This window comes from Pleomorphomonas sp. T1.2MG-36, from assembly GCF_950100655.1.
Lineage (GTDB): Bacteria > Pseudomonadota > Alphaproteobacteria > Rhizobiales > Pleomorphomonadaceae > Pleomorphomonas.
The window spans coordinates 279,592-300,833 of record NZ_CATNLY010000052.1; the positions used below are offsets into that span (position 1 = coordinate 279,592).

General features: G+C 65.7%; 19 protein-coding genes. 6 read left to right on the forward strand and 13 right to left on the reverse strand.

Annotated features, from left to right (window positions below; genetic code table 11):
- Positions 1-37: 37 nt before the first annotated feature.
- The 8 genes from QQZ18_RS22370 to flhA all read right to left on the reverse strand — a co-directional run bounded on the left by QQZ18_RS22370 (position 38) and on the right by flhA (position 8,115).
- Entirely contained in the window at positions 38-262 is a 225-nt protein-coding gene (locus QQZ18_RS22370) for a hypothetical protein (RefSeq protein ID WP_284543211.1), read from the reverse strand.
- A gap of 51 nt (positions 263-313) precedes the next feature.
- On the reverse strand, positions 314-856 hold the full coding sequence (locus QQZ18_RS22375; protein WP_284543212.1) for a T4SS efffector SepA family protein: 543 nt from the start codon (positions 854-856) through the stop codon (positions 314-316).
- Between the two features lie 360 nt (positions 857-1,216).
- A complete protein-coding gene (locus tag QQZ18_RS22380) occupies positions 1,217-2,335 on the reverse strand; it encodes an extensin-like domain-containing protein (RefSeq protein WP_284543213.1) in 1,119 nt (372 codons plus the stop codon).
- 75 nt (positions 2,336-2,410) lie between these two features.
- Positions 2,411-2,920 (reverse strand): hypothetical protein, encoded by a 510-nt coding sequence (locus QQZ18_RS22385; RefSeq protein ID WP_284543214.1) that lies wholly within the window; start codon positions 2,918-2,920, stop codon positions 2,411-2,413.
- 9 nt (positions 2,921-2,929) lie between these two features.
- A complete protein-coding gene (locus QQZ18_RS22390) occupies positions 2,930-3,211 on the reverse strand; it encodes a nitrate reductase (protein ID WP_284543215.1) in 282 nt (93 codons plus the stop codon).
- Positions 3,212-3,392: 181 nt separating this feature from the next.
- Positions 3,393-4,655: a hypothetical protein gene (locus QQZ18_RS22395; RefSeq protein ID WP_284543216.1), complete on the reverse strand. Its 1,263-nt coding sequence runs from the start codon at positions 4,653-4,655 to the stop codon at positions 3,393-3,395.
- A 31-nt stretch (positions 4,656-4,686) separates the two neighbouring features.
- Positions 4,687-5,892, reverse strand: coding sequence for a GTP-binding protein (locus tag QQZ18_RS22400; protein WP_284543217.1), 1,206 nt, complete (start codon positions 5,890-5,892; stop codon positions 4,687-4,689).
- Between the two features lie 207 nt (positions 5,893-6,099).
- The gene (gene flhA / locus QQZ18_RS22405; protein ID WP_446728697.1) at positions 6,100-8,115 is read right to left on the reverse strand and encodes a flagellar biosynthesis protein FlhA; all 2,016 of its coding nucleotides are present in this window, start codon (positions 8,113-8,115) and stop codon (positions 6,100-6,102) included.
- A 777-nt stretch (positions 8,116-8,892) separates the two neighbouring features.
- On the opposite strand from flhA, the gene QQZ18_RS22410 reads away from it, so the two are divergent.
- The 4 genes from QQZ18_RS22410 to rsgA all read left to right on the forward strand — a co-directional run bounded on the left by QQZ18_RS22410 (position 8,893) and on the right by rsgA (position 13,509).
- Positions 8,893-9,897, forward strand: a complete 1,005-nt coding sequence (locus tag QQZ18_RS22410; RefSeq protein ID WP_284543218.1) for an ABC transporter substrate-binding protein — start codon at positions 8,893-8,895, stop codon at positions 9,895-9,897.
- Positions 9,898-10,108: 211 nt separating this feature from the next.
- Positions 10,109-10,996, forward strand: coding sequence for an ABC transporter permease (locus QQZ18_RS22415; protein ID WP_284543219.1), 888 nt, complete (start codon positions 10,109-10,111; stop codon positions 10,994-10,996).
- Positions 10,989-12,080 carry a quaternary amine ABC transporter ATP-binding protein gene (locus tag QQZ18_RS22420; protein ID WP_284543220.1) on the forward strand — a complete coding sequence of 364 codons (1,092 nt, stop codon included), beginning with the start codon at positions 10,989-10,991 and terminating at the stop codon, positions 12,078-12,080. Before QQZ18_RS22415 ends, QQZ18_RS22420 begins: the two co-directional genes overlap by 8 nt.
- Before the next feature lie 361 nt (positions 12,081-12,441).
- On the forward strand, positions 12,442-13,509 hold the full coding sequence (gene rsgA, locus QQZ18_RS22425; RefSeq protein ID WP_284543221.1) for a ribosome small subunit-dependent GTPase A: 1,068 nt from the start codon (positions 12,442-12,444) through the stop codon (positions 13,507-13,509).
- 40 nt (positions 13,510-13,549) lie between these two features.
- On the opposite strand, the gene QQZ18_RS22430 is transcribed toward rsgA, so the two are convergent.
- Positions 13,550-14,296, reverse strand: coding sequence for a hypothetical protein (locus QQZ18_RS22430; protein ID WP_284543222.1), 747 nt, complete (start codon positions 14,294-14,296; stop codon positions 13,550-13,552).
- A gap of 210 nt (positions 14,297-14,506) precedes the next feature.
- Between QQZ18_RS22430 and QQZ18_RS22435 the strand changes: the two genes are divergently transcribed.
- The gene (locus QQZ18_RS22435) at positions 14,507-15,463 is read left to right on the forward strand and encodes an alpha/beta fold hydrolase (protein WP_284543223.1); all 957 of its coding nucleotides are present in this window, start codon (positions 14,507-14,509) and stop codon (positions 15,461-15,463) included.
- 111 nt (positions 15,464-15,574) lie between these two features.
- Here the strand turns inward: QQZ18_RS22435 and QQZ18_RS22440 are convergent, their stop codons facing one another.
- Together QQZ18_RS22440 and QQZ18_RS22445 are read right to left on the reverse strand one after the other, a co-directional pair.
- The gene (locus tag QQZ18_RS22440; RefSeq protein ID WP_284543224.1) at positions 15,575-17,560 is read right to left on the reverse strand and encodes a BCCT family transporter; all 1,986 of its coding nucleotides are present in this window, start codon (positions 17,558-17,560) and stop codon (positions 15,575-15,577) included.
- Positions 17,561-17,726: 166 nt separating this feature from the next.
- Positions 17,727-18,113, reverse strand: coding sequence for a GNAT family N-acetyltransferase (locus QQZ18_RS22445; RefSeq protein WP_284543301.1), 387 nt, complete (start codon positions 18,111-18,113; stop codon positions 17,727-17,729).
- Between the two features lie 98 nt (positions 18,114-18,211).
- On the opposite strand from QQZ18_RS22445, the gene QQZ18_RS22450 reads away from it, so the two are divergent.
- Positions 18,212-18,574 carry a glutathione S-transferase N-terminal domain-containing protein gene (locus QQZ18_RS22450; protein ID WP_284543225.1) on the forward strand — a complete coding sequence of 121 codons (363 nt, stop codon included), beginning with the start codon at positions 18,212-18,214 and terminating at the stop codon, positions 18,572-18,574.
- A gap of 7 nt (positions 18,575-18,581) precedes the next feature.
- Here QQZ18_RS22450 and QQZ18_RS22455 read toward each other — a convergent pair whose 3' ends face one another.
- Positions 18,582-19,604 (reverse strand): ABC transporter permease, encoded by a 1,023-nt coding sequence (locus QQZ18_RS22455; RefSeq protein ID WP_446728696.1) that lies wholly within the window; start codon positions 19,602-19,604, stop codon positions 18,582-18,584.
- Positions 19,588-21,162, reverse strand: coding sequence for a sugar ABC transporter ATP-binding protein (locus tag QQZ18_RS22460; RefSeq protein ID WP_284543226.1), 1,575 nt, complete (start codon positions 21,160-21,162; stop codon positions 19,588-19,590). The genes QQZ18_RS22455 and QQZ18_RS22460 overlap by 17 nt, the downstream gene beginning before the upstream one ends.
- Positions 21,163-21,242 lie beyond the last annotated feature (80 nt).

A 21,242-nucleotide genomic window follows, 5' to 3' on the forward strand; every position in this document is an offset into this window, starting at 1 on the left:
TTCGGCAGTTGCGAACAAGGCGAAGCGGTTGGGTCGTTCAGTCGGTCAGCTTTCGATGAAGCGGTGCGAACTTTTGCCAGCCCGTTTGATAGGCGTCCATCACGTTGGTTCGTGGCTTGTCGCCTCGGCGTTTGGCAATCAGATCCTCCAGTGCCTCACCGAAAAGATCCTCAAGTTCGACGCCCTCTCTCCTTGCCAGATCGCGTAAGAGCGCCAAGGTCTTGGCGCTGATCTCAACTGCCAGCTTTTCACGGAGCGCCATAGTACACCTCCATTCGCCGGTGGAGTGTATAGTGATGAAATTCGGTATTTTCTATTTCGTTGAAATGACAAATTTGCCAATCTCTCCGGGCGTTTTAACTACTTCTTTTTCTTGCCACCTGAATGTAACTTCAATACTAATCCCAGTTACGGTGCACAAAAAGTATATAGCTTTCCAAGCGTTGTTTGCGTCAAGGCCTTGGACTGAGATCCCGGCTTCTTCTATGAATTTATACCCTTCATCCGATTTACTTCCGACAACCTTGTTTGACGTTATGCAAGCTGCGAGATTTTCTCCGAGAATTCCTTTCTGAGCAACGGTCTTAATGGCTGCGCGATAGATGTTGTTCCAGTAAGTATCTGCTGGCTTTAGGGCTGCACCATTTAATCTTGCCGAAATAACGGTTGTATGGCTCAGGTCTGGAGGCGAGGCGGGATCAAACAAGTGTCCCGTCGTTTCATTGCTCACAGCCTTAATAGCCTCTAGTTCGTCTATAAGGCGTACAATCGTGGTCTCTATGGTGTCAACAAGCGGGATAGCATGCTTCTGGATCTTTGCAAATGTCTTATCTGACAATGAAACTTGGTGTGTCATCGCTTCCTCCATGGTGCCAGGAATCGTATATCATCACCCCGTACGTTACTCAATGCATAATACGGCTTATATGGACCATACGGATCATACGGATTGGACGGTCGCAATTTGGAGGGAGGTTGTTGCGCTTCCGCGAACTCCCCAGCTTGGGGAGCGCTGTGCAGTTGAAGCAAGAAAGTGCAAGAAGCTTGGCGTGAGGTGCTTCAGGGCTCGGCCGATGACAATCCCAGCGGACAGGCGTGAGAGCATCACGGACTATTCCGTTAGGTGAGCCTGTGCGCTAGAGACGGGTAGGGGAACTCACATACAAAGACGGTCTCCACTCGAGAATAGCGAGTAGAAGGTCTCTTCCGATCTCGCTCAGTCGTCCGAGTACGGCCCCGGAATCGAGCCGGTGATGTCGGTCGGCGAGTAGCCCTGGACGGGCTGGGCGCCGATGCTCCAGCCGATGTTGCCGGCGCCGGTGGGCGGCGGCACGTAGGCGCCCTGGCCCACCGGAGTACAGATGTAGCCGGGCGGGCAGCCGGGCGGCTGGGCGGCCGGCGCGTCGGCGTAGACGGGTTGCGGCTCCTGGTAGACCGGCTGGGGCTGCTGATAGGCCGGCTGCTGGGCCACCGGATAGGCGCCGTTGCCGACGGGGGCGGGCGGCAGCGGCGCGTCGAAGGCGGGGCTGCCGCCGGCATAGGTGGGGGCGGCGGGCGCCGGCTGCGGCGCGGCGGGCCAGACCGGCTGCGGCGGCAGGTTGCTCGCCATCGGCATGTTCGGGTCGGGCGTGAACATCGGCGCGCCGCGCGGCGGCACCTGCGGCTGCGGCTTGCAGTAACGATAGGTGCCGGCGTTGTTGTGGCGGGCGAGGTCGAGGTGCAGGTGGTCGTCGTGCGAGCGGTCGGCGCCGGGGCCGAGCACCGTGGTGAAGGCGCCGCAGGCGCCGCGCGTCACTTCGCGCAGGAAGGCGCGGTCGGTGGCGTTGCCGTACCAGCCCTTCTTGACGGTGACGGTATAGCCGTTGGACAGCACGACGCCGGCAAAGTCGAAGGCGTTGGCGAAGGCGTGCTCGGAAAGGCGGGCGCCGGCGATGTTGTTGCGCGACCGGCAGTTATAGGTGCCGAAGTTCTTGATCTCGACCACCGGCAGGCCGTAGCGGGCGAGCGCCGCCGGCATGACGACCTCTGCCACCCAGCGTTCGAGCGCCGCCGTCATCGGGCAGGAGAGCACCAGCGAGCGGGAGCCGAGGCTGATGGTGCCGTCTTCCAGCGCCTTGACCTTCAAGGGGCGGTCGATGCCGCAGATGCCCTTGCCCTCGATGGCATTGGCCTTCTGGATCAGCGGCGACAGCTTGACCATGTTGCGGGCGTAGCAGGCGGCTTCCGCCTGGGCGCGCCAAGGCTCGCGCTCTTCGGATTCGAAGAAGCCGCAGCCCGCCAGTGCGGCGGACAGCACGAGAGAGATCAGACCGGACGCGATACGAGATGGTCTCATGCCGTCAGTTTAGAACCGATGCCTTAAGGTCCGGTTTACGTTAACCCGGCGATACCGCCGTGCCGTGCGAGGGGCTCAGCGTTTGGCGGATGGGGCGAGAATGCGCGGCCATGCGGGCTCGGCGTCCGCGCCGGTGGCAAGGCTGGCCTGCATCGTGCGGGCCGACCCGACCAGAGCCTCGCGCGCTTCGGCGACCAGCCTTTCCATCAGGCGCCGCCCCCTTTCAGCGCCCAGCAGCTCGGCGGCCTTCGCCCCGAGGGCCTGTTCTTCAAGGGCGCAGCGGGCGAGCGCGCCATCGGCGATGGCCGTCGCTTCGGTTGTTCGGTCGCGCTGAACCGCCCGGCCGACGTCGTTGACGGTGCAGATGGTCCAGGTGCGCCTGAAGACGTCGAGTTCGGCCGCGATCCGTCGGGCGTTGTCGGCCGCGTGGCCCGACGACAGCCATAGGGGCGCGCAGACAAGCGCCATCGCCAGATGGCGGAGGATGCCTGCGCGGCGGGTTCGACTGTTGCGGGCGCTTGGCAGGGGCATGGCCGCCGGGAGAGACCGATCGTGAAGGGCGACGGGAACCATCGTCCTCAACATGCACCATGTTCACGTCGCCGGCCAGCCCTTGGCGGCTTCGACCGCCGCGCGGACGTCCTCGGCCGATATCTCGGCCAGGGCCTTGTCAAAGCGCAGGACGCGCAGGTCCGAGGCGGCGACGTCGATCATCACCAGGGTTTCCGCGCCGCCGCACGCTGCATGCCGGCAGGCGATCTCGGTGACGGCGACGGTGACCTCGTCGCCAAAGCCGGCGCACTCCCGAACCCAGGCCTTGACGATGCTCGCCCGGTTGGAGGGGCGGCGGGGTGCGAAGGGGTTGCTGAAGCTCAATGGACGCCGAACTCGTTGACGATCGCAGCGTAACGCTTGCCGTGCGGTTCGCCGAGAAAGCCGGTCAGCACGGTTGTGGGAATGGCGGCCATTCCGTGACTCCTTTGCTTGTCGGGCGACCGCCGAGCGACATGGTCGGCTCGGCGGCGCATTCGTTTTGACGGGAGGGGGAAGCGAGGCGTCAGCCGCCGCTCGGGCCGCCTGCAATGGTCGACGGCGCGCCGCCGACGCTGTAGTCGAGGCCCTGCTTGCGGGTCGCGAGGTAGAACTCATGGATCGTGCCGGCAATTGGGTCGCTGATGTAGGCGCTGGTGCCCGACAGTGCCAGACGCGGAGTGGGCGTCTGTGCGCCGAAGGCGCAGTCGAACGGCGCCACCGCGTCGAAGCGCGCCACCTCCTTCCATGTCGGCGCGACCTCGTAGAGGCGAAGCTTTCCGTCGCCGGCAAGGTGGACCAGCGTGCGGCCGTCGCCGGCAAGCGCGAACTGGCAGACCTGTTGTCCATCGGGGATCTCGAACACGTCGCCGGGCTTTGCCGAGGAAGCCGAAGGGTCGATGCGCAGGAAGGCGGTGAAGGGACTGCCGCTCTTGCCGTAGTTGCCAACCATGATCTCGCCCGACGCGGTGATGGCGCTCGATACGCGCTCATCGGGGTAGGCGAAGCGTTCGGCGTTCCATGAGCCCGCCCCATCGGCCTTCAGCATCGCCAGCCCGTCGGCGCAACCGAATGCGTGGACGCCGTCGAGTTCGGCATGGCCGTGCATGAGCGGGCATGTGTAGCTGCCGATCGGCTTCCAACCGTCCCTGGCGTCGACGAGATAGAAGCTGTTGGGGCGCGAGGAGGCCGAGGTGTCGTCACCCTTGGCATAGGCGGGGTTGGGCGTGGAGAGGAACCAGCGATCGTTGCCGAGAGGCACGGCGACGCCGTGCTGTGGTGCCGGGCTCTTCCAGCTCAGCCGCTCCGGCTTGCCGCCTTCAAGGCCGGCGACCGGGATGAGGTCGGCGCGGGCCTCGCTTGGGCGCACCCACGGCCGCTGGCCGTCAAAAAACACAGTAATCCAGCCATGGCCCGACAGCACGTGCGCCGGCTTGTCGCCGGTCAGCGTGAGATCGACGAAGCCGGGATCGGCCTTGTCGATATCGACGTGGTCGCCGTGCGGCTCGCGCAGGAGACCGCTGTCGAAGAACCTGACCGTTCCGGCCTCGTCACCGACCTTGACGACGACGAAGCGGCCGTCGGCCGTCATGTCGAGCGACGGATTGGGCTGGGGAACGTCGAAGCTGTGCGTCACCTCTCCCGTGTCGAGATCGAGGATGCGCAGCGTGGCGGCTTCATGGTCGCCGAAGACGAGGCGGCCGCGCAGGATGGTCTCGTGCGCCGAAGCCGGCGCGGCGAGGCCGCCGACAAGCGCCGTGGCGGCAAGAAGGCGGAAAATCAAGGACATAAAAGTCTCCTGTCGTGGACGAGAAAGCGGGTCAGGACGCCAGTCCCCATGCCGGGAACGGGTCGGGCAGGTGGCGGTAGCGGTCGGGGTTGAAGCGGGTCATGGTCACCGCGTCGCCGACGAGGCAGTTGTCGAGGCTGGTTCGGATCGCCGCCTCGTCCAGGCCGGAGCCGATGAACACCAGCTCCTGCCGGCGGTCGCCCCACAGGGAATGCCAGTTGCGCTGCATGACCTCGCGCCATTCGGCATGGTCGGGCCAGCGCGCCTTGGGGACGGCGGCCCACCAGCGGCCGAGCGCTCCGGTGCGGCACACCGCTCCGGCGATGGACAGCTCGCCACACCAGTCGGGGCGGGTGGCAAGCCAGAAGTGTCCCTTGGCGCGGATGACGCCGGGAAGGCTCTGGCGGAGGAAGGCGCTGAAGGCGCAAGGATGGAATGGTCGTCGGGCGCGGTAGACGAAGGAGGCGATGCCGTACTCCTCGGTTTCCGGCACATGATCGCGAAAGCCGTAAAGCTCCCTGGCCCAGAGCGGATGCCGTTCCGCCCTGTCGCGGTCGAACAGGCCGGTGTCGAGCACACTCTCGAGCGGAACGCGGGCAAAATCCGCCTCGATGAGCCTGGCGTCGGCGTTGAGCGCCCTGACGATCTTGCGAGCCTGATCCGAGCGTTCCGGGCCGGCATCGGAGACCTTGTTGAGGATGACGACGTCGGCGAACTCGATCTGGTCGGTCAGGAGGTCGGCGAGCGTGCGCTCGTCGTCGGCGCCCGCCGTCTGGCCGCGATCGCCCAGGAGGTCGTGCGAGCCGAAGTTGGCCGTCAGGTTGATGGCGTCGACCACCGTCACCATGGTGTCGATGCGGGCGACGTCGGACAGCGAGACGCCGGCCTCGTCGCGGAAATCGAAGGTGGCGGCGATCGGCAGCGGCTCGGCGATGCCGGTGGCTTCGATCAGCAGGTAGTCGAAGCGGCCGGCGCGGGCGAGGCGACTGACCTCCGCGAGCAGATCGTCGCGCAAGGTGCAGCAGATGCAGCCGTTCGACAGCTCCACCAGCTTCTCGTCGACGCGGGAGAGGCCGCCGCCTTCGCGCACCAGGTCGGCGTCGATGTTCACCTCGCTCATGTCGTTGACGATGACGGCGACGCGTCGGCCGGCGCGGTTGTTGAGGATGTGGTTGAGAAGCGTCGTCTTGCCGGAGCCGAGAAAGCCCGACAGCACGGTCACAGGAAGAAGGGACATCGGCAACTCGCTATCTGTTACGTTATAACATAACGTATGGCTAGCAAGCCAAAGTCGTGGTGTCAACGGTCGGCGGGCGCTGGCGCCAAGAACCGCGCCGGTTGTGGATACGCGGCGTAAGATATTGATATGTGGCAGAGATATCGGTTCCGGCTAGGGCGCTGGATGTCCGCTTTTCCGAAAAGTCTGCAACTTTTCGGGCGGATGCTAGATCTGCCCCACCGTCTTCAGGCGGACCTTGGGGTGGACTTCGGCCTGGCTCATCACCGTGGTGTGGGCGCGGAAGCGCTCGACGATGGAGCGGACGAAGGGGCGGTTCATCGGGCTGGTCATCAGCACCGGCAGTTCGCCCTTCTTGGCGGCTTCCTCGAACTGGTCGCGGACGGCGCCGACGAATTCCTGCAGCTTGCTGGGCGCCATGGCGAGGCGGCGGTCGTCGCCTTCGCCGACGATGCTCTCGATGAACGACTGTTCCCAGGCCGGCGACAGGCTGATCAGCGGCAGGTAGCCACCGGGCGCCATGTTGGAGGCGCAGATCTGGCGGGCGAGGCGGGCGCGGACGTGCTCGGCGATGGTCTGGGTGGCGTGCGAGATGGACAGGCCCTCGGCGATGCCTTCCAGGATGGTGCCGAGGTCGCGGATCGACACGCGCTCGGCGAGCAGCAGCTGAAGGATGCGCTGGATGCCGGAGACGGTGATCTGGCTCGGCACGATCTCGTCGATCAGCTTGGCCTGATCGGACGGTACCTCGGCCAACAGCTTCTTGACGTCGGCGTAGGAGAGAAGCTCGGACACGTTGGTCTTCAGCGTTTCGGACAGGTGCGTGGAAAGAACTGTGGCCGGGTCGACCACGGTGTAGCCGCGGATCGCCGCTTCCTCGCGCAGGCGGCTGTCCACCCAGGTGGCGGGCAGGCCGAAGGTGGGCTCGGTGGTCTGGGTGCCGGGGATGGTCACCTTGCCGCCCATCGGGTCCATGACCATGTACTGGCTGGGGAACAGCGTGCCCTTGCCGGCGTCCACTTCCTTGATCTTGATGACGTATTCGTTGGCGCCGAGCTGCACGTTGTCGAGGAGGCGCACCGGCGGCATGATGTAGCCGAGATCGGAAGCGATCTGTCGGCGCAACGCCTTGATCTGGTCGGACAGCTTCTCGCCGCCCTTGCCGTTGTCGTTGATCAGCGGCAGCAGGCCGTAGCCGAGCTCGACGCGCAGGTCGTCCATCTTGAGGGCGGTGGCGATCGGCTCCTCGGCCGGCGGCGGGGGCGGCGCCTCGGCTTCCGCCTGCGCCATAACGGCGGCGACCTGGCGGTTGGCGTTCTGGCGCTTGGCCCAGAGGGCGAGGCCGCCGGCACCGGCGCCGAGGGTGGCAAACGGCAGGAAGGGCAGGCCGGGCAGGAGCGCCAGCATGCCCATGACGACGCCGGAGATGCCCAGCGCTGCCGGATAGCCGGTGAGCTGGCCACTGAGCGCCTTGTCGGCCGAGCCGGTGACGCCCGCCTTGGACACCAGAAGGCCGGCGGCGGTGGAAACGATCAGCGCCGGGATCTGGCTGACGAGGCCGTCGCCGACGGTGAGCACGGTATAGGAGTGGCCGGCTTCCGACAGCGTGATGCCCATCTGCATCGTGCCGATGATGATGCCACCGATGACGTTGATGAAGGTGATCAGGAGGCCGGCGATGGCGTCGCCGCGCACGAACTTCGAGGCACCGTCCATGGCGCCGAAGAAGGCGCTTTCCGCTTCCAGGTCCCGGCGGCGCCTCCTCGCCTCGTCTTCCTTGATGAGGCCCGACGACAGGTCTGCGTCGATGGCCATCTGCTTGCCGGGCATGGCGTCGAGGGTGAAGCGGGCGGCGACTTCGGCGATGCGGCCCGAACCCTTGGTGATGACCACGAAGTTGACGATGACCAGGATGGCAAAGACGATGATGCCGATGACGAAGTTGCCACCCATCACGAAGCTGCCGAAGGCCTGGATGACGTGGCCGGCGGCGTCGGTGCCCTCGTGACCGCCGCTGAGGATCAGGCGTGTCGACGCGAGGTTGAGCGACAGGCGCAGCATCGTCGAGATCAGCAGGATGGTCGGGAAGGCAGTGAACTCCAGCGGCGTCTGGATGAACAGCGCCGTCATCATGATCAGCACCGAGAAGATGATCGACACCGCCAGCATGAAGTCGAGCAGCACCGCCGGCATCGGCAGGATCAGGATCACCATGATCAGCATGATGCCGACGGCAAGGCCGATATCGCCGCGCAACAGCGTCGAGCGCAGATCCGAGCCCGTGGGCACGCTGAGTCCGAAGGGAATCCTGGACCGCGCCGTCTCTGGGGCTGAAGTGATGTCGCTCAAGTCGATCGTTCCCGAATTGCCGGTCGCGACGCACACCGCGCCACCCGGCAGAATTTGCCGAGCGTATGGTTAACGGGTGGTTAACGGGGGTGCCTGCGTCCCCTGCTGTTTGTCGTCGGAGACCCGCCCGAGGAGAGTCGGATTGTGTCGGCGCGGTGGCGAACCGGTGTCGGAAGTTTGAAGAACAGTGGGTGATAAATATTTGAATCAATCACTGGATGAGTGAATGAGATATACAATTTTTAGGGTGTTCGGCGGGAAAAGCGGTCTATTTCCGAATGGGTTGGAGGATCGCATAAACCGGAGTTTGAAAGGATGGATAAAAGGGCGTAGGTGTGGCGCTTGTTTGTAAAAGTGTGCAACAAATTAGTCTAATATTTCATGTTGGATCTGGTGTCGTGTATCCGTTCTGAACAAAACGCCTGGATCTGGATTTTACTTTAGATCAGGTACTTGATTTTTGAGGTAAATTTGCGGTTGCCCTGAGAATGTCGGTCTGTATACTGCCGGCACGTGCTCGGAAGTGGCGAGCACGTCGACGAATGACTGAACGCTCAGTTCCGAAGGCATGGCGCCCCGCTATTTGGAGGTCCGGGGTCGTGGGCGGTTTCACCATTCGTAACGACCGAAACGCGAAGCCCGGAGACCAAGATGAAACAGCTTCTCGCGACCACGTTTTTCGTAGCGACGTCGGCTTCCCTCGTTCCGGCGCTTGCGGCGGACAGCACCTGCGGACGCGTCACGATTGCGAACATGAACTGGCAGTCCGCCGAACTCATCGCCTGGGTCGACAAGGCCATTCTGGAAAATGGCTACGGCTGCGACGTCAGCCTCGTGCCCGGCGACACCCAGCCGACCTTCACCTCCATGACCGAGAAGGGCGAGCCCGACATCGCCCCCGAGGGCTGGATCAACGCCATGCGCGATCCGCTCGACAGGGCGGTTGCCGAGGGCAAGCTCGTCTACGCCGTCGAGGAACTCGGCGAGGGTGGCGTCGAGGGCTGGTGGATCCCCGACTATGTCGCCGAGGCCCATCCCGACATCAAGACCATCGACGATGCGCTGAAGCATCCCGAGCTGTTCCCCGATCCTGAGGATCCCTCGAAGGGCGCCGTTCACAACTGCCCGTCGGGCTGGAACTGCCAAGTGACCACCGGCAACTTCTTCAAGGCCTACGAGGCGGACAAGCGCGGCTTCAATCTCATCGACACCGGCTCGGCCGCCGGCCTCGACGGGGCGATCGCCAAGGCCTACGAGCGCAAGCAGCCCTGGCTCGGCTACTACTGGGCGCCGACCGCCATCCTCGGCAAGTACAATCTCGTCCGGTTGGGCTTCGACGTGCCCTATGACGAGGCGGAGTGGAACGCCTGCACCGCCGTGGCCGATTGCGAGACGCCGAAGAAGAACGCCTGGGCCAAGTCCGAGGTGTTCACCGTGGTCACCAAGGCCTTCGCCGACAGGGCGGGCCCGGCCTACGACTACATCAAGACCCGGTCCTTCCCGACCAACGGTCCGGTCAACGAGATGCTGTCCTGGATGACCGACAACCAGGCGACCGGCGAGGACGCCGCGCGCTATTTCCTCAAGGAAAAGGCCGACATCTGGACCAAGTGGGTCCCGGCCGAGGTCGCCGAAAAGGTCAAGGCGGCCCTCTGATCCTCGCGAGTTGATCGCCGGCAGTCCCCTGGCGGGCCGGCGTGCGTAGGCGGCGGCCGGCAGTCCGGCTCCGCTTCCCCTCAGCATCGTGCGAACCCGGTGAGGGCATTGGTGCGGCTGTCGTCCCTCGTGGCGACGGCCCCCATGCGCCGCCCCGTCCGTCTCCGGGGCGGCGCCACCGACCTTCGCCGAACATGGAGACCGTATACGCATGACACTATTTGACGGCTTTCCGGTCATGGATGCCGACACCCTCACCGCTCTCAAGAAAGCCATCGACGGTGGCTTCCGCGCCTTCACGCGCGAGTTCGGCGCCACCGTCGAGGACTTTTTCCTGCCGCTCAGATCCTTCCTGATCTTCGTCGAACGCCTGTTGGTGACCACGCCGTGGCCGCTGGTGCTTCTGGCGGTCGTCGGCCTCGTCTATCTCGCCAGCCGCAACTGGCGTCTCGTCGCGGGAGCCGCCGCCGCCCTGATGGCCATCGGCTATTTCGGCATGTGGGAAGACACCATGCGTACGCTCGCCATGATCGTCGTGGCGACGATCACGTCGGTGGCGATCGGCATCCCTCTCGGCATCCTGATGGCGCTGTCGAGGCGTGCGCGTTCGGTCATGCTGCCGGTGCTCGACGTGATGCAGACCATGCCGAGCTTCGTCTACCTCATCCCGGTGGTGATGCTGCTCGGCATCGGCAAGGTGCCCGGCCTGATCGCCGTGGTGATCTACGCCGTGCCGCCGATCATCCGCCTCACCAACCTCGGCGTCCGTCTCGTCGACAAGGACGTGCTGGAGGCGGCCGACGCCTTCGGCGCCTCCACCTGGCAGAAGCTGCGCAAGGTGCAGTTGCCGCTGGCGCTGCCGAACATCATGGCCGGCATCAACCAGACGATCATGGCCGCGCTGTCCATGGTGGTGGTCGCCTCGATGATCGGCGTGCAGGGCCTCGGGCAGCCGGTGCTGAAGGCCATCGCCAATCAGTATTTCACGCTCGGCGTGTTCAACGGCTTCGCCATCGTCGGCATCGCCATCATCTTCGACCGCACCAGCCAGGCCTTCGGCCGCCGGCTCCAGAAGCATCGCGAGGCCGAACATGCCTGACACCAACACGTCCATCGAGATCCGCAACGTCTACAAGATCTTCGGCCGACATCCCGAGCGGCATATCGACGCCGTGCGCAATGGCGGCATGGGCAAGACGGATCTTCTCGAAAAGCACAATCACGTGCTCGGCCTCAACAACGTGTCGCTCGACATCGAGGCCGGCCACATCCAGGTGATCATGGGCCTGTCCGGTTCGGGCAAGTCGACGCTGATCCGCCACATCAACCGGCTGATCGAGCCGACGGCCGGCGAGGTGATCGTCGAGGGCACCGACGTGCGGGCGCTGAAGCCCAAGGCGCTGCGTACCTTCCGCCGCGCCTCCACGGCCATGGTGTTCCAGAAGTTCGCCCTGCTGCCGCACCGCACGGTGATCGGCAACGTGGTGTTCGGCCTGGAGATCAAGGGCGTCTCCCGCGCCGAGCAGATGGCGGAGGCCCGCCGCTGGATCGACCGCGTCGGCCTTGCCGGCTTCGAGGACCGGTACCCGAGCCAGCTGTCCGGCGGCATGCAGCAGCGGGTGGGCCTTGCCCGCGCGCTCGCCAACGACGCGCCGATCCTCCTGATGGACGAAGCCTTCTCGGCGCTCGATCCGCTGATCCGCGTCGACATGCAGACCATCCTGCTCGACCTTCAGGCCGAGGTGAGGAAGACCATCGTCTTCATCACCCACGATCTCGACGAGGCGCTCCGGATCGGCGACCGGGTCGCCATCATGCAGGATGGCGAACTGGTGCAGCAGGGCAAGCCCGAGGACATCGTGCTGTCGCCGGCCACGCCTTACGTCGAGGACTTCGTGCGGCAGGTCAATCGCGGCCGCGTCGTCAAGGTCGGTGCGCTGGCGAAATCGGTGTCGGGGGCGCCGGCCGCCCTGCGGATCTCCGGATCGCTGTCGCTGGCCGACGCGGCGCTGCGCCTCGTCGAGGCGAGGCTATCGTTTGCCGACGTCACCGACGCCAATGGCGCCGTCGTCGGCCGGGTCGGCCTCGACGACGTGGTGAGAACGCTGGCCCGCTCGGCCGGCGAGGAGGCCGCGAGCGAAACCATCGCGAGTGAGGAGCCGCCGGCCCGGCTGGCCGGCTGACGGCGGCTTCTCGCACTTTGACAGGGCAGGGCGGCCGGAGTATTTTCGGCTGTCGCATGGGACGTGTCGGCGATACGGGTTCGCCGGCACGTTTCTCTGTCTTTCGCTTTGACGCAACTGCCGGGACGATGCCGCCGCGCCTTGTCCGGGTTGCCTCATGGAGGCTGTATGCCCCGGTAAGGCGGGGAGGCCAAAGGTCCTCCCCTCGCAAGTCCGATCCACCTGACGCCGCCCGACATCGATCGCGGGCGCGTGGAGGCTTGCGCATTTCCCAATTCGACATTGTCGCGCCGGGGCGTTCCGCACGCTCGCGGCCGAATCTGGAAAGCCTACCGCAATGGCACGGGACTATTCCCGCTTCATGCCGTCCCTCACGGGCGGCTCCCGCATACACACGCCGACCGGCCTCGAACGGCTCGGCTGGACCAGCCACTTCGCCCAGCAGGTGGGCATCGACGATCTCGAAAGGACGCCGCCCGTCCGCGTCACCTCGGTGGAGCGCAGCGGCCTCCGCGTCGAGGGCGAGAGCCTTCAGGCGGCCCTGCCGCCGCGCGCCGACGCCACCGTCGGCGACTGGCTGCTCCACGACGCCGCCCGCCCCGGCGCCAGCCGCCTTCTCACGCGCAAGAGCCTGTTTCGCCGGCGGGCGGCCGGCACCGGCCGCGAGGTGCAGTTGATCGCCGCCAACGTCGACACCGTATTCGTCGTCACCTCCTGCAATCGCGACTTCAACGTCGCGCGGCTGGAGCGCTACGTGGCGTTGGCCTTCGAGGCCGGCGTCGAGCCGGTGATCGTGGCGACCAAGGCCGACCTCACCGACGACCCGCAGGGCTTTGCCGTCGCGGCGGCCGAGGTGTCGGCGGCGGCGCCAGTGCCCGTGCCGGTGGTGGTGCTTGACGCGCTGGGCGACGAGCCGAAGGAGAAGCTCGCGCCCTGGTGCAAGGCAGGGCGCACCGTCGCCTTCCTCGGCTCGTCAGGCGTCGGCAAGTCGACGCTGGTCAACGCCCTGTCGGGGCGCACGACGGCGGCGATCGGCGGCATCCGCGAGGATGACGACCGGGGGCGGCACACCACCACCGGCAGGCATCTCTACGTGCTGCTGGAGGGCTATGCCGTGCTCGACACGCCGGGCATGCGCGAGTTGCAGCTGACCGACGCCTCCGAGGGCATCGCCGAGGTGTTCGCCGATCTCACCGACCTCTCGGCGCGCTGCCGCTTCAGCGATTGCCGCCACGAGGACGAGCCGGGCTGCGCCGTGCAGGCGGCCATCGCGGCGGGCGAGATCGACGAGGCGCGGCTCAGGCGCTGGCAGAAGCTCCAGCGCGAAGAGGCCTTCAACTCGGCGAGCCTTGCCGAGCGGCGCGAGAAGGAGCGGGCGTTCGGCAAGATGGTTCGCTCGATCGTGAAGGACAAGCCGGCCAAGCGTTGAGAATGATCGCCCGCTCCGGCCGCAAGGCCGGGGCGGATGCTCATTGGGCTGCCGCCCCGCGACGCCGAAAGACGATCGGCAGGGCCATCGCGGCCCCCGCCGTCATGACGATCGCCAGATAGACGACGGAATAGGGCGCCAGCAGCCATGCATAGGTGGCGAGCGGTATCATCATTAGCGCCACGGCGGTTCTCGCCAGCAGACCGGCGATGGCGCCGATGGTCAGCCGGCGCGTCTTTCCGAGGGCATCGCGGGCGACGGTCAGCAGGAGAAGGCAGAATACCGTCCACCATGCGAGTGCGAAGCCCGTCGTCATCCAGGACGACGCAAGCCCCGCCGCTTCGAACTTGGCGATCTCGGGAAAGGTGGCTTGCCGCGCGTCGAAGCCGTAGTCGGCGGCGATATCCTCAGGGGAGCGCTGAGGCTTGCCGTCCTGTTCGACCAAGCCGGTGGCCTGCCACTTGTCTGGCGCCGGCTCGTAGATCCTGAAAGAGAGCTCGTCATAGACGAGGCAGCGACGATTCGGCTCGTCGCATGAGAGCCGCAAGGCCGGCGATTGCGGCGACGCTGCCAGCAGTTGGCCATCCTGTCCGACGACGACCGCCCGGATGGGATCGGCGAAAAGGACGCCGTCGCCGTAAAGAAGCTTGAGCTGAACGGCGGAGTGTCCCTCGGCGGAGATGGCCTCGGGCTCGGAAAAGTAGGGGCGTTGCGCGGCGGCCGGCCCGCAACTCAGCCCGGCCAGAATGGCGGCGCCGATCAGGACCTCCAATCGGGATGTTTCCATGGCGTTCCGGACAACCTCCACAACCGGAGCGATATTGCCTAACGCTAGCATGCATGCGTCTTCCGGCCAACGCTCTTTTGCTTGGAGTTCCAAAGGTATAGCTTCATGGGCGCATATGCCGCCTCGACCGATGACAAATCTGTGAGCGGCGTTCCGCCCGTGTCGGGGCTAAGCTTGCGCGAAGGTACCGCAGATTGAACGAGGCCCGCCTTGTCGACATTTCGCCATGCCTTGGCAGCGATCTGCCTGCTGATTGCCACCGCCGCGCCAGCGCTGGCGGTGCCGAAGTGGCAGCAGGCGCCCGTGCCGCCGCCGATGCCTCCGGCCGATGAAAGTGGCTTTGCCGACATCGACGGCATCAGCATGTTCTATTCGCTCTACGGCAAGGGCAAGGGCGCGCCGATCCTCTTGATCCATGGCGGCCTGTCGAGCAGCGACGTCTGGAGCTTCGAGGTGCCGACGCTCTCCAAGGGGCATGAGGTGATCGTCGCCGACAGCCGGGGGCAGGGCCGCTCGACCCACGGCCTGTCGCGCCTCACCTACCACCGGATGGCCGAGGACTATGTGGCGCTGCTCGCCCGGCTCGGCGTCGGCAAGGTGACGCTGGTGGGCTGGAGCGATGGCGCCATCATCGGTCTCGATATCGCCATCCATCACCCCAAGCTGCTCGACCGCCTGTTCGCCCATGCGCCCAACGTGACGCCCGCCGGCCTGACGACGATCCCCGAGATCGATCCGCCGCCGCTGTCCGACATGCTGTCGCTCGACGGCAGCGACAAGCCCGACCCCGACGCGAAGGCAAGGCTCAAGCAGGAGGCGCGCGAGCGGGTGTTCCGGCGGCTGTGGGCGACCGAGCCGAACTACACCGACGCCGATCTCGCCAAGATCCACGTGCCCACCGCGATCGTCATCGGCGACCACGACCCGGTCATCCGTCCCGAGCACGCCGCCCATATCGCCAAGACCATCCCTGGCGCCAAGCTGGTCGTGCTGAAGGGCGTCGGTCATCCTGCCCTGTCGCAGGACCCCCAGCAGTATCTGAAGGCGATCGCCGACTTCATGGCGCCTCCGCCTGCCGCCGGGGCGCCGCAGAAGGCGTCCGCGCCAAAGCCGCCGAACGCGGGGGCGAAAACGGCCGGTCTCCCGAGCAAGGTCGTTCTCCAGTAGTCTGAGGAGCCTCGGCAAGGAAGCGTCGCGTTTCGACGCCTCGGTCCAGTCTCGGACGAGCTGCCGTTTCCAGGAGCTCCAGGATGGGATCCAGTTCGGCGGAGCGCGCCCTCAGTGCCCGTTCTCATGTTCCGGCGCGCCCTGCACGAGCTGAACCTCCGGCGACCTGACCAGGTGAAGGTAGCGCTCGAACTGCACCAGGATGTCGGCGATCAACTGGTCGCGCGACATGTTGGTGACGTTGTAGCCGCTGCCGCCGCTGGAAAAGTAGGTGCGCGCTTCGTACCGGTATTCCGGGTTGCTGGTGTCGAGCGGCGAGAAGCTGGCCAGGCGCTTGGCGTGCAGGCTGACCCCGTAGACGAAATCGCGCACGCCTTCAGCCGGCGAGCGCAGGGCGATGGAGCCATTGTCCTCGTCGACGACCACCGTCTCGCGGCCACGCTCCGACAGTTCCTTGGCGACCTGGGTCAACGCCTGCCTGACGTCGCTGGCCATGAACCGGCGAACCTCGGTCTCGGTCGGCGCATGCAGGATGAGGCCGAGGCGGCGTTGCCAGGTGACGCCTGCCGCTGGCTGGGCGACGGGGGCAGCCACCCGGTGCGCCTGCTGCGCCAGATCTGCGCGCATGCCGACGAACAGCGACCAGACCAGCGCCAGCATGACGAAGGTGAAGGGCAGGGCGCTGGCAACGGTGGCCGATTGCAGCGCGCCAAGCCCGCCGGCCATGAGCAGGCTGGCAGCGACGATGCCTTCGAGGGCGCACCAGAAGATGCGCTGGCCGGTGGTCGTCTGGGTCTCGCCTCCGGCGGCGATGGAGTCGACGACCAGCGAGCCGGAGTCCGACGAGGTGACGAAGAACACCGCGACCAGAAGGACGGCCAGCGTCGAGGTCAGGCCGGGGAACGGCAGGTACTCGAAGAAGCGGAACAGACCTACCGAAACGTCGGCGGCGATGGCGCGGCCGAGATCGCCGGCGGCGACGCCGGTGTCGATGAAGATGCCCGTGTTGCCGAACACCGTCATCCAGAAGAAGGTGAAACCGGCAGGAATGAACAGCACGGCGGTGATGAACTCCCGCACGGTGCGGCCGCGCGAGATGCGGGCGATGAACATGCCGACGAACGGCGACCAGGAAATCCACCATGCCCAGTAGAACAGCGTCCAGGCGTCGATCCAGGGCGTCGGTTCGTAGGCGTAGATGTTGAAGGTGCGCAGGACCAGGGTGTCGAGGTAGAGGCCGAGATTCTGCACGAAATCGCGGAAGATCAGGTTGGTGGGGCCGACCACCAGAACGAACAGCATCAGGAGGATGGCGAGGACGAGGTTGGTCTCTGACAGGATGCGCACGCCCCGGTCGAGGCCGCTGACGACCGACACCGTTGCCAGGCCGGTGATGACGATGATCAGCGGCAGCTGGACGGCGAGCCCGACCTCGACGCCGAGGAGATAGTTGAGGCCGGCATTGATCTGCGAGACGCCGAGGCCAAGCGAGGTAGCGATGCCGAAGACGGTGCCGACGATGGCGAAGATGTCGACGGCATGGCCGATCGGCCCGTTGATGCGCTCCTTCAGGAGCGGGTAGAGGCCCGAGCGGATGGTGAGCGGCAGATTGTAGCGGTAGCCGAAGTAGGCCAGCGACAACCCGACCACGGCGTAGATCGCCCAGGCGTGGATGCCCCAGTGAAAGAAGGTGACGCTCATCGCCTCGCGCATGGCGGCGATGGAGCGCGGCTCGGCCGTCGGCGGGGCCATGAAGTGCGTCATCGGTTCGCCGACGGCGTAGAACATCAGGCCGATGCCCATGCCGGCTGCGAACAGCATGGCGATCCAGGATACGAAGCGGAAATCGGGCGTCGAGTTGTCGGGGCCGAGCTTCAGCCGACCGTAGCGCCCCATGCAGAGCAGCAGAACGGTGATCAGGAATATGCCGACCGACAGCAGGTAGAGCCAGCCGAAGGCGCTGAGAATGCTCGTTTGCAGGCTCTTGAAGATCGCGGCGGCGCGAGTGGGGAAAACCACGCCGACGGCCAGAAAGATGGCAATGACGATGACCGAACCGAAGAAGACCGGTGGATTGATGATGAAGCGCTTGAACATTCCTGCCCCCTTGGTCTTCCAGCATACGGGCCGATGTCGCGTCGACTCGTCGCGCATTGTCCCGGCTCCACCTCGGTATTGGCAAGCGATACGTTGTAGAAGCTGTCCAAGACTGAGGAAAATGCGGCGATCGATCTGACGAGCGAGGATCTTTGGAGCCGTGCGTTCAGGTCGACCGAAGGTCGATCAGTCCGGCGGCGGTGGGGCGGAAGCCGCAGGCGCGATAGAAGGTTTCGAGGTGGGGCTCGAAATCGACGTGCAGCCACTGGGCGCCGCGCTGCCGGGCGATCCGCTCGGCTTCGTTGACGAGGCGCGTGGCGACGCCCTGCCGGCGGAAATCGGGATGGACGCAGGTGTCGAGGATGAAGGCGTGAACGCCGCCGTCCCAGGCGATGTTGACGAAGCCGACGATGACGTCGCCGTCATAGGCGCCGATGTGGCCAAGCGAGCGCGGCAGGATGTCGGCAAGGCGCGGCGGCGGACCGCCCCAGGCGGCGCGCCAGAGGGGCTCGATGTCGGTCTCGGTGGGAAACGGGTCTATCCGGAACTCCAGATGGTCCTCCTCTGGCTGTTGCGTCAGCGAACAACTGCATCGCGGTGGGAACCTACGCGCCGCCGGGCGGTTCCTTCCGATCAAGCCGGGAGGTCGCCATGTCGCTCATTTCCGAAAATCCGGTGCTGTTCGTCAAGCACACCTGTCCGTTCTGCCTGAAGGTCCGCCTCTATCTGCTGGAGGCCGGCCTCCTCGGCGGCGTCACCTTGCGCGTGAGCCGCACGCCCGAGGAGGAGGACGCCATGAAGGCGGAGCTGTCGCCTCACCTTGCCAAGGTCAGCTACCCCACGCTGCGCCTTGGCGACACCTACATGACGGAGTCGGACGACATCATCGCCCATTTCGTCAGCGAAGGCGGACCGGCGCCGGCACAGCTGCCGACGCTCCGGGCCTATGTCGACGGGCCGTTCACGCAGCTTCTGGCGCTTCACAGGGAGAACGCCGAGCTGAAGCGGGCGTGATGGCAGATCAGCGCGCCTCCAGCTTGCGCAGGTAGCGGTTGCGGTAGGTGTCGAGCACCACGGCGAGCACGATGACCGTGCCGATGACGATCGGCTTGACGTTGTCCTCGGCGCCGAGCAGTTGCAGGCCGGTCGCCAGCACCTGAAGAATGCAGGCGCCGACCAGCGTGCCGATGATCGAGCCCTTGCCGCCCGACAGCGACGTGCCGCCGATGATCACCGCCGCGATGGCGTTGAGCTCGTAGCCGATGCCGGCGATCGGGCTGCCGACGTTGAGGCGCAGGAGGAACACCATGGCGGCGATGCCGGCGGTCAGCCCGCTGATCGTGAACACGGCGATCTTGAAGACGCGCGGATTGTGGCCGGACAGGCGCACCGCCTCCTCGTTGGTGCCGATGGCGAAGACGAAGCGGCCGAACACCGTGAAGCGCAGGACGAACCAGCCGATCAGGATGACGACGATGGCGATCAGGAAGATCGAGGGAAGGACGCCGAAGTAGATCTGGTTGCCGAAGTCGACGAAGGCCTGCGGCAGGCCGGTGATGGTGGAGTTGTCGGAGACGACGCGGGCAAGGCCGCTGGCGACGTTCAGCATGCCCAGCGTCACGATGAACGAGGGCAGCTTCCACTTCTCGCAGACCCAGCCGTTGATGGCGCCGCAGGCCGCCCCCGTCGCCATGCAGGCGAGAAGCGCCAGCGGGATGGACATCCACGGCGACAGGTCCTCGCGCACCATGATGGTGGCGCCGACCACGGTGCAGAGGGCCAGGACCGAGCCGACCGACAGGTCGATGCCGCCCGTCAGGATGACGAAGGTCATGCCGGCGGCCAGCACCGTGTTGATGGCGATCTGCACGAAGATCTTCAGGAAGTTCTCGGGCGTCGCGAAATAGGGCGCCGTCGCCGAGAAGAACAGCACGATGATCACCAGCGCGATGGCGACGCCCGCCTCGCGCATCGAGATGCGCAGGAAGTTGTCCCACACGGTTGCCGGCTTGCGCTCGCCGACGCTTTCAGTTCCCTCGGGCACGTCCATACTCCTCATAGGCAAGCGAGAGAATGCGGTTCTGGTCGAACTCGGCGCGCGGTACCTCGCCGGCAAGGCGCCCGTTGGAGAAGACCAGGATGCGGTGGCAGATGGACATCAGCTCGGGCAGATCCGAGGACACCACGAGGATGCCCTTTCCCTCGGCCGCGAGCTGCCCCATCAGCTCGTAGATTTCCACCTTGGCGCCCACGTCGATGCCGCGGGTCGGCTCGTCGCAGATCAGTACGCTCGATCCGCGATAAAGCCACTTGGCGATCACCACCTTCTGCTGGTTGCCGCCGGAGAAGGTGCCGACCTTCTGGAAGATGGTCGGCGTCTTGACGCGCAGGCTGGCGACCAGCCGCTCCGCCGCGGCATTCTCCTGGGCGCGGTCGAGCAGTCCGTTGCGCGACAACCGCTTCAGATCGGTGATCGTGATGTTTTCCGCGCAGCTCATTTCGAGCAGCAGCCCCTGCTGCTTGCGGTCCTCGGTCATCAAGCAGATGCCGGCAGCCACGGCGTCCTTGGGCGAGGCGATGGAGACGGGGCTGCCATTGACGCGGATGGTGCCGGCGGCCCTGGGATCGGCGCCGAAGATCGCCCTGACAGCCTCGGTCCGGCCGCTGCCGACCAGACCGGCGATGCCGACGATCTCGCCCTTGGCGACCGAGAAATCGATCGGCGGGCTCGTCGCGGTCAGGCGAAGATCCTCGACGGCGAGCGCTTCGCCCGTGGGCTGGACGTCCTCGCGGAACACGCCCTGGTCGGCGATGGTGCGGCCGACCATCAGGCGGACGATGTCGGGAATGCCGAGGCCCTGGAGTGGCCGTGTCGTCACGTGCTGGCCGTCGCGCAGCACCGTGACGCGGTCGCCCACCTCGTAGATCTCCTGCAGGCGGTGCGAGATGTAGAGCGTGGTGACCTTGCGTTGCTTGAGGCGGTGCAGGATCTCGAACAGGCGGTCGACCTCCTTGGAGGTCAGCGTCGCCGTCGGCTCGTCGAGCACCAAGAGCTTGCTTTCATGGGCGAGCGCCTTGGCGATCTCGATCAGCTGCATCTGGGCGACGCCGAGCCGGCTCACGACGGTGGATGGCGAAATGTCGAGGCCGACCTCGGCCAGAAGCTCGGCGGCGCGCCGGTTCATCTCGCGGTAGTTCACGAGGCCGCGCCGGCTCGGCAGGTGCTCGAACAGCAGGTTCTCGGCAACGGTCAGGTTGGAGAGGAGATTGAGCTCCTGGTGGACGACGCGGATGCCCTTAGCGAAGGCCTCCAGCGGCGAGGCGGGGCTGTAGGGGGCGCCGTTGAACCAGATGCTGCCTTCGTCGGGCGAGAAGAGGCCGCCGAGCAGATTGATCAGCGTCGACTTGCCGGCGCCGTTCTCGCCGAGCAGCACGTGGCCCTCGCCGCGCATGATGTCGAAGGTGACGTTGCGCAGGGCGACGACGCCCGGAAAGCGCTTGCCGACGCCCTGAAGCTTCAGGATGGGGCCGGTGTCGGGATCGTGCCGCGCGGCGGCATCGGCTTCGAGGGCCGGCGCCGCTTCATTGGAATCTGTGGTCATGACGGGAACTGCCCTGAATGCTTCGGCGCGGCAGGGAAGGATCCGGCGCGGGGTGTCCCGCGCCGGATCGAAGCTTGGCG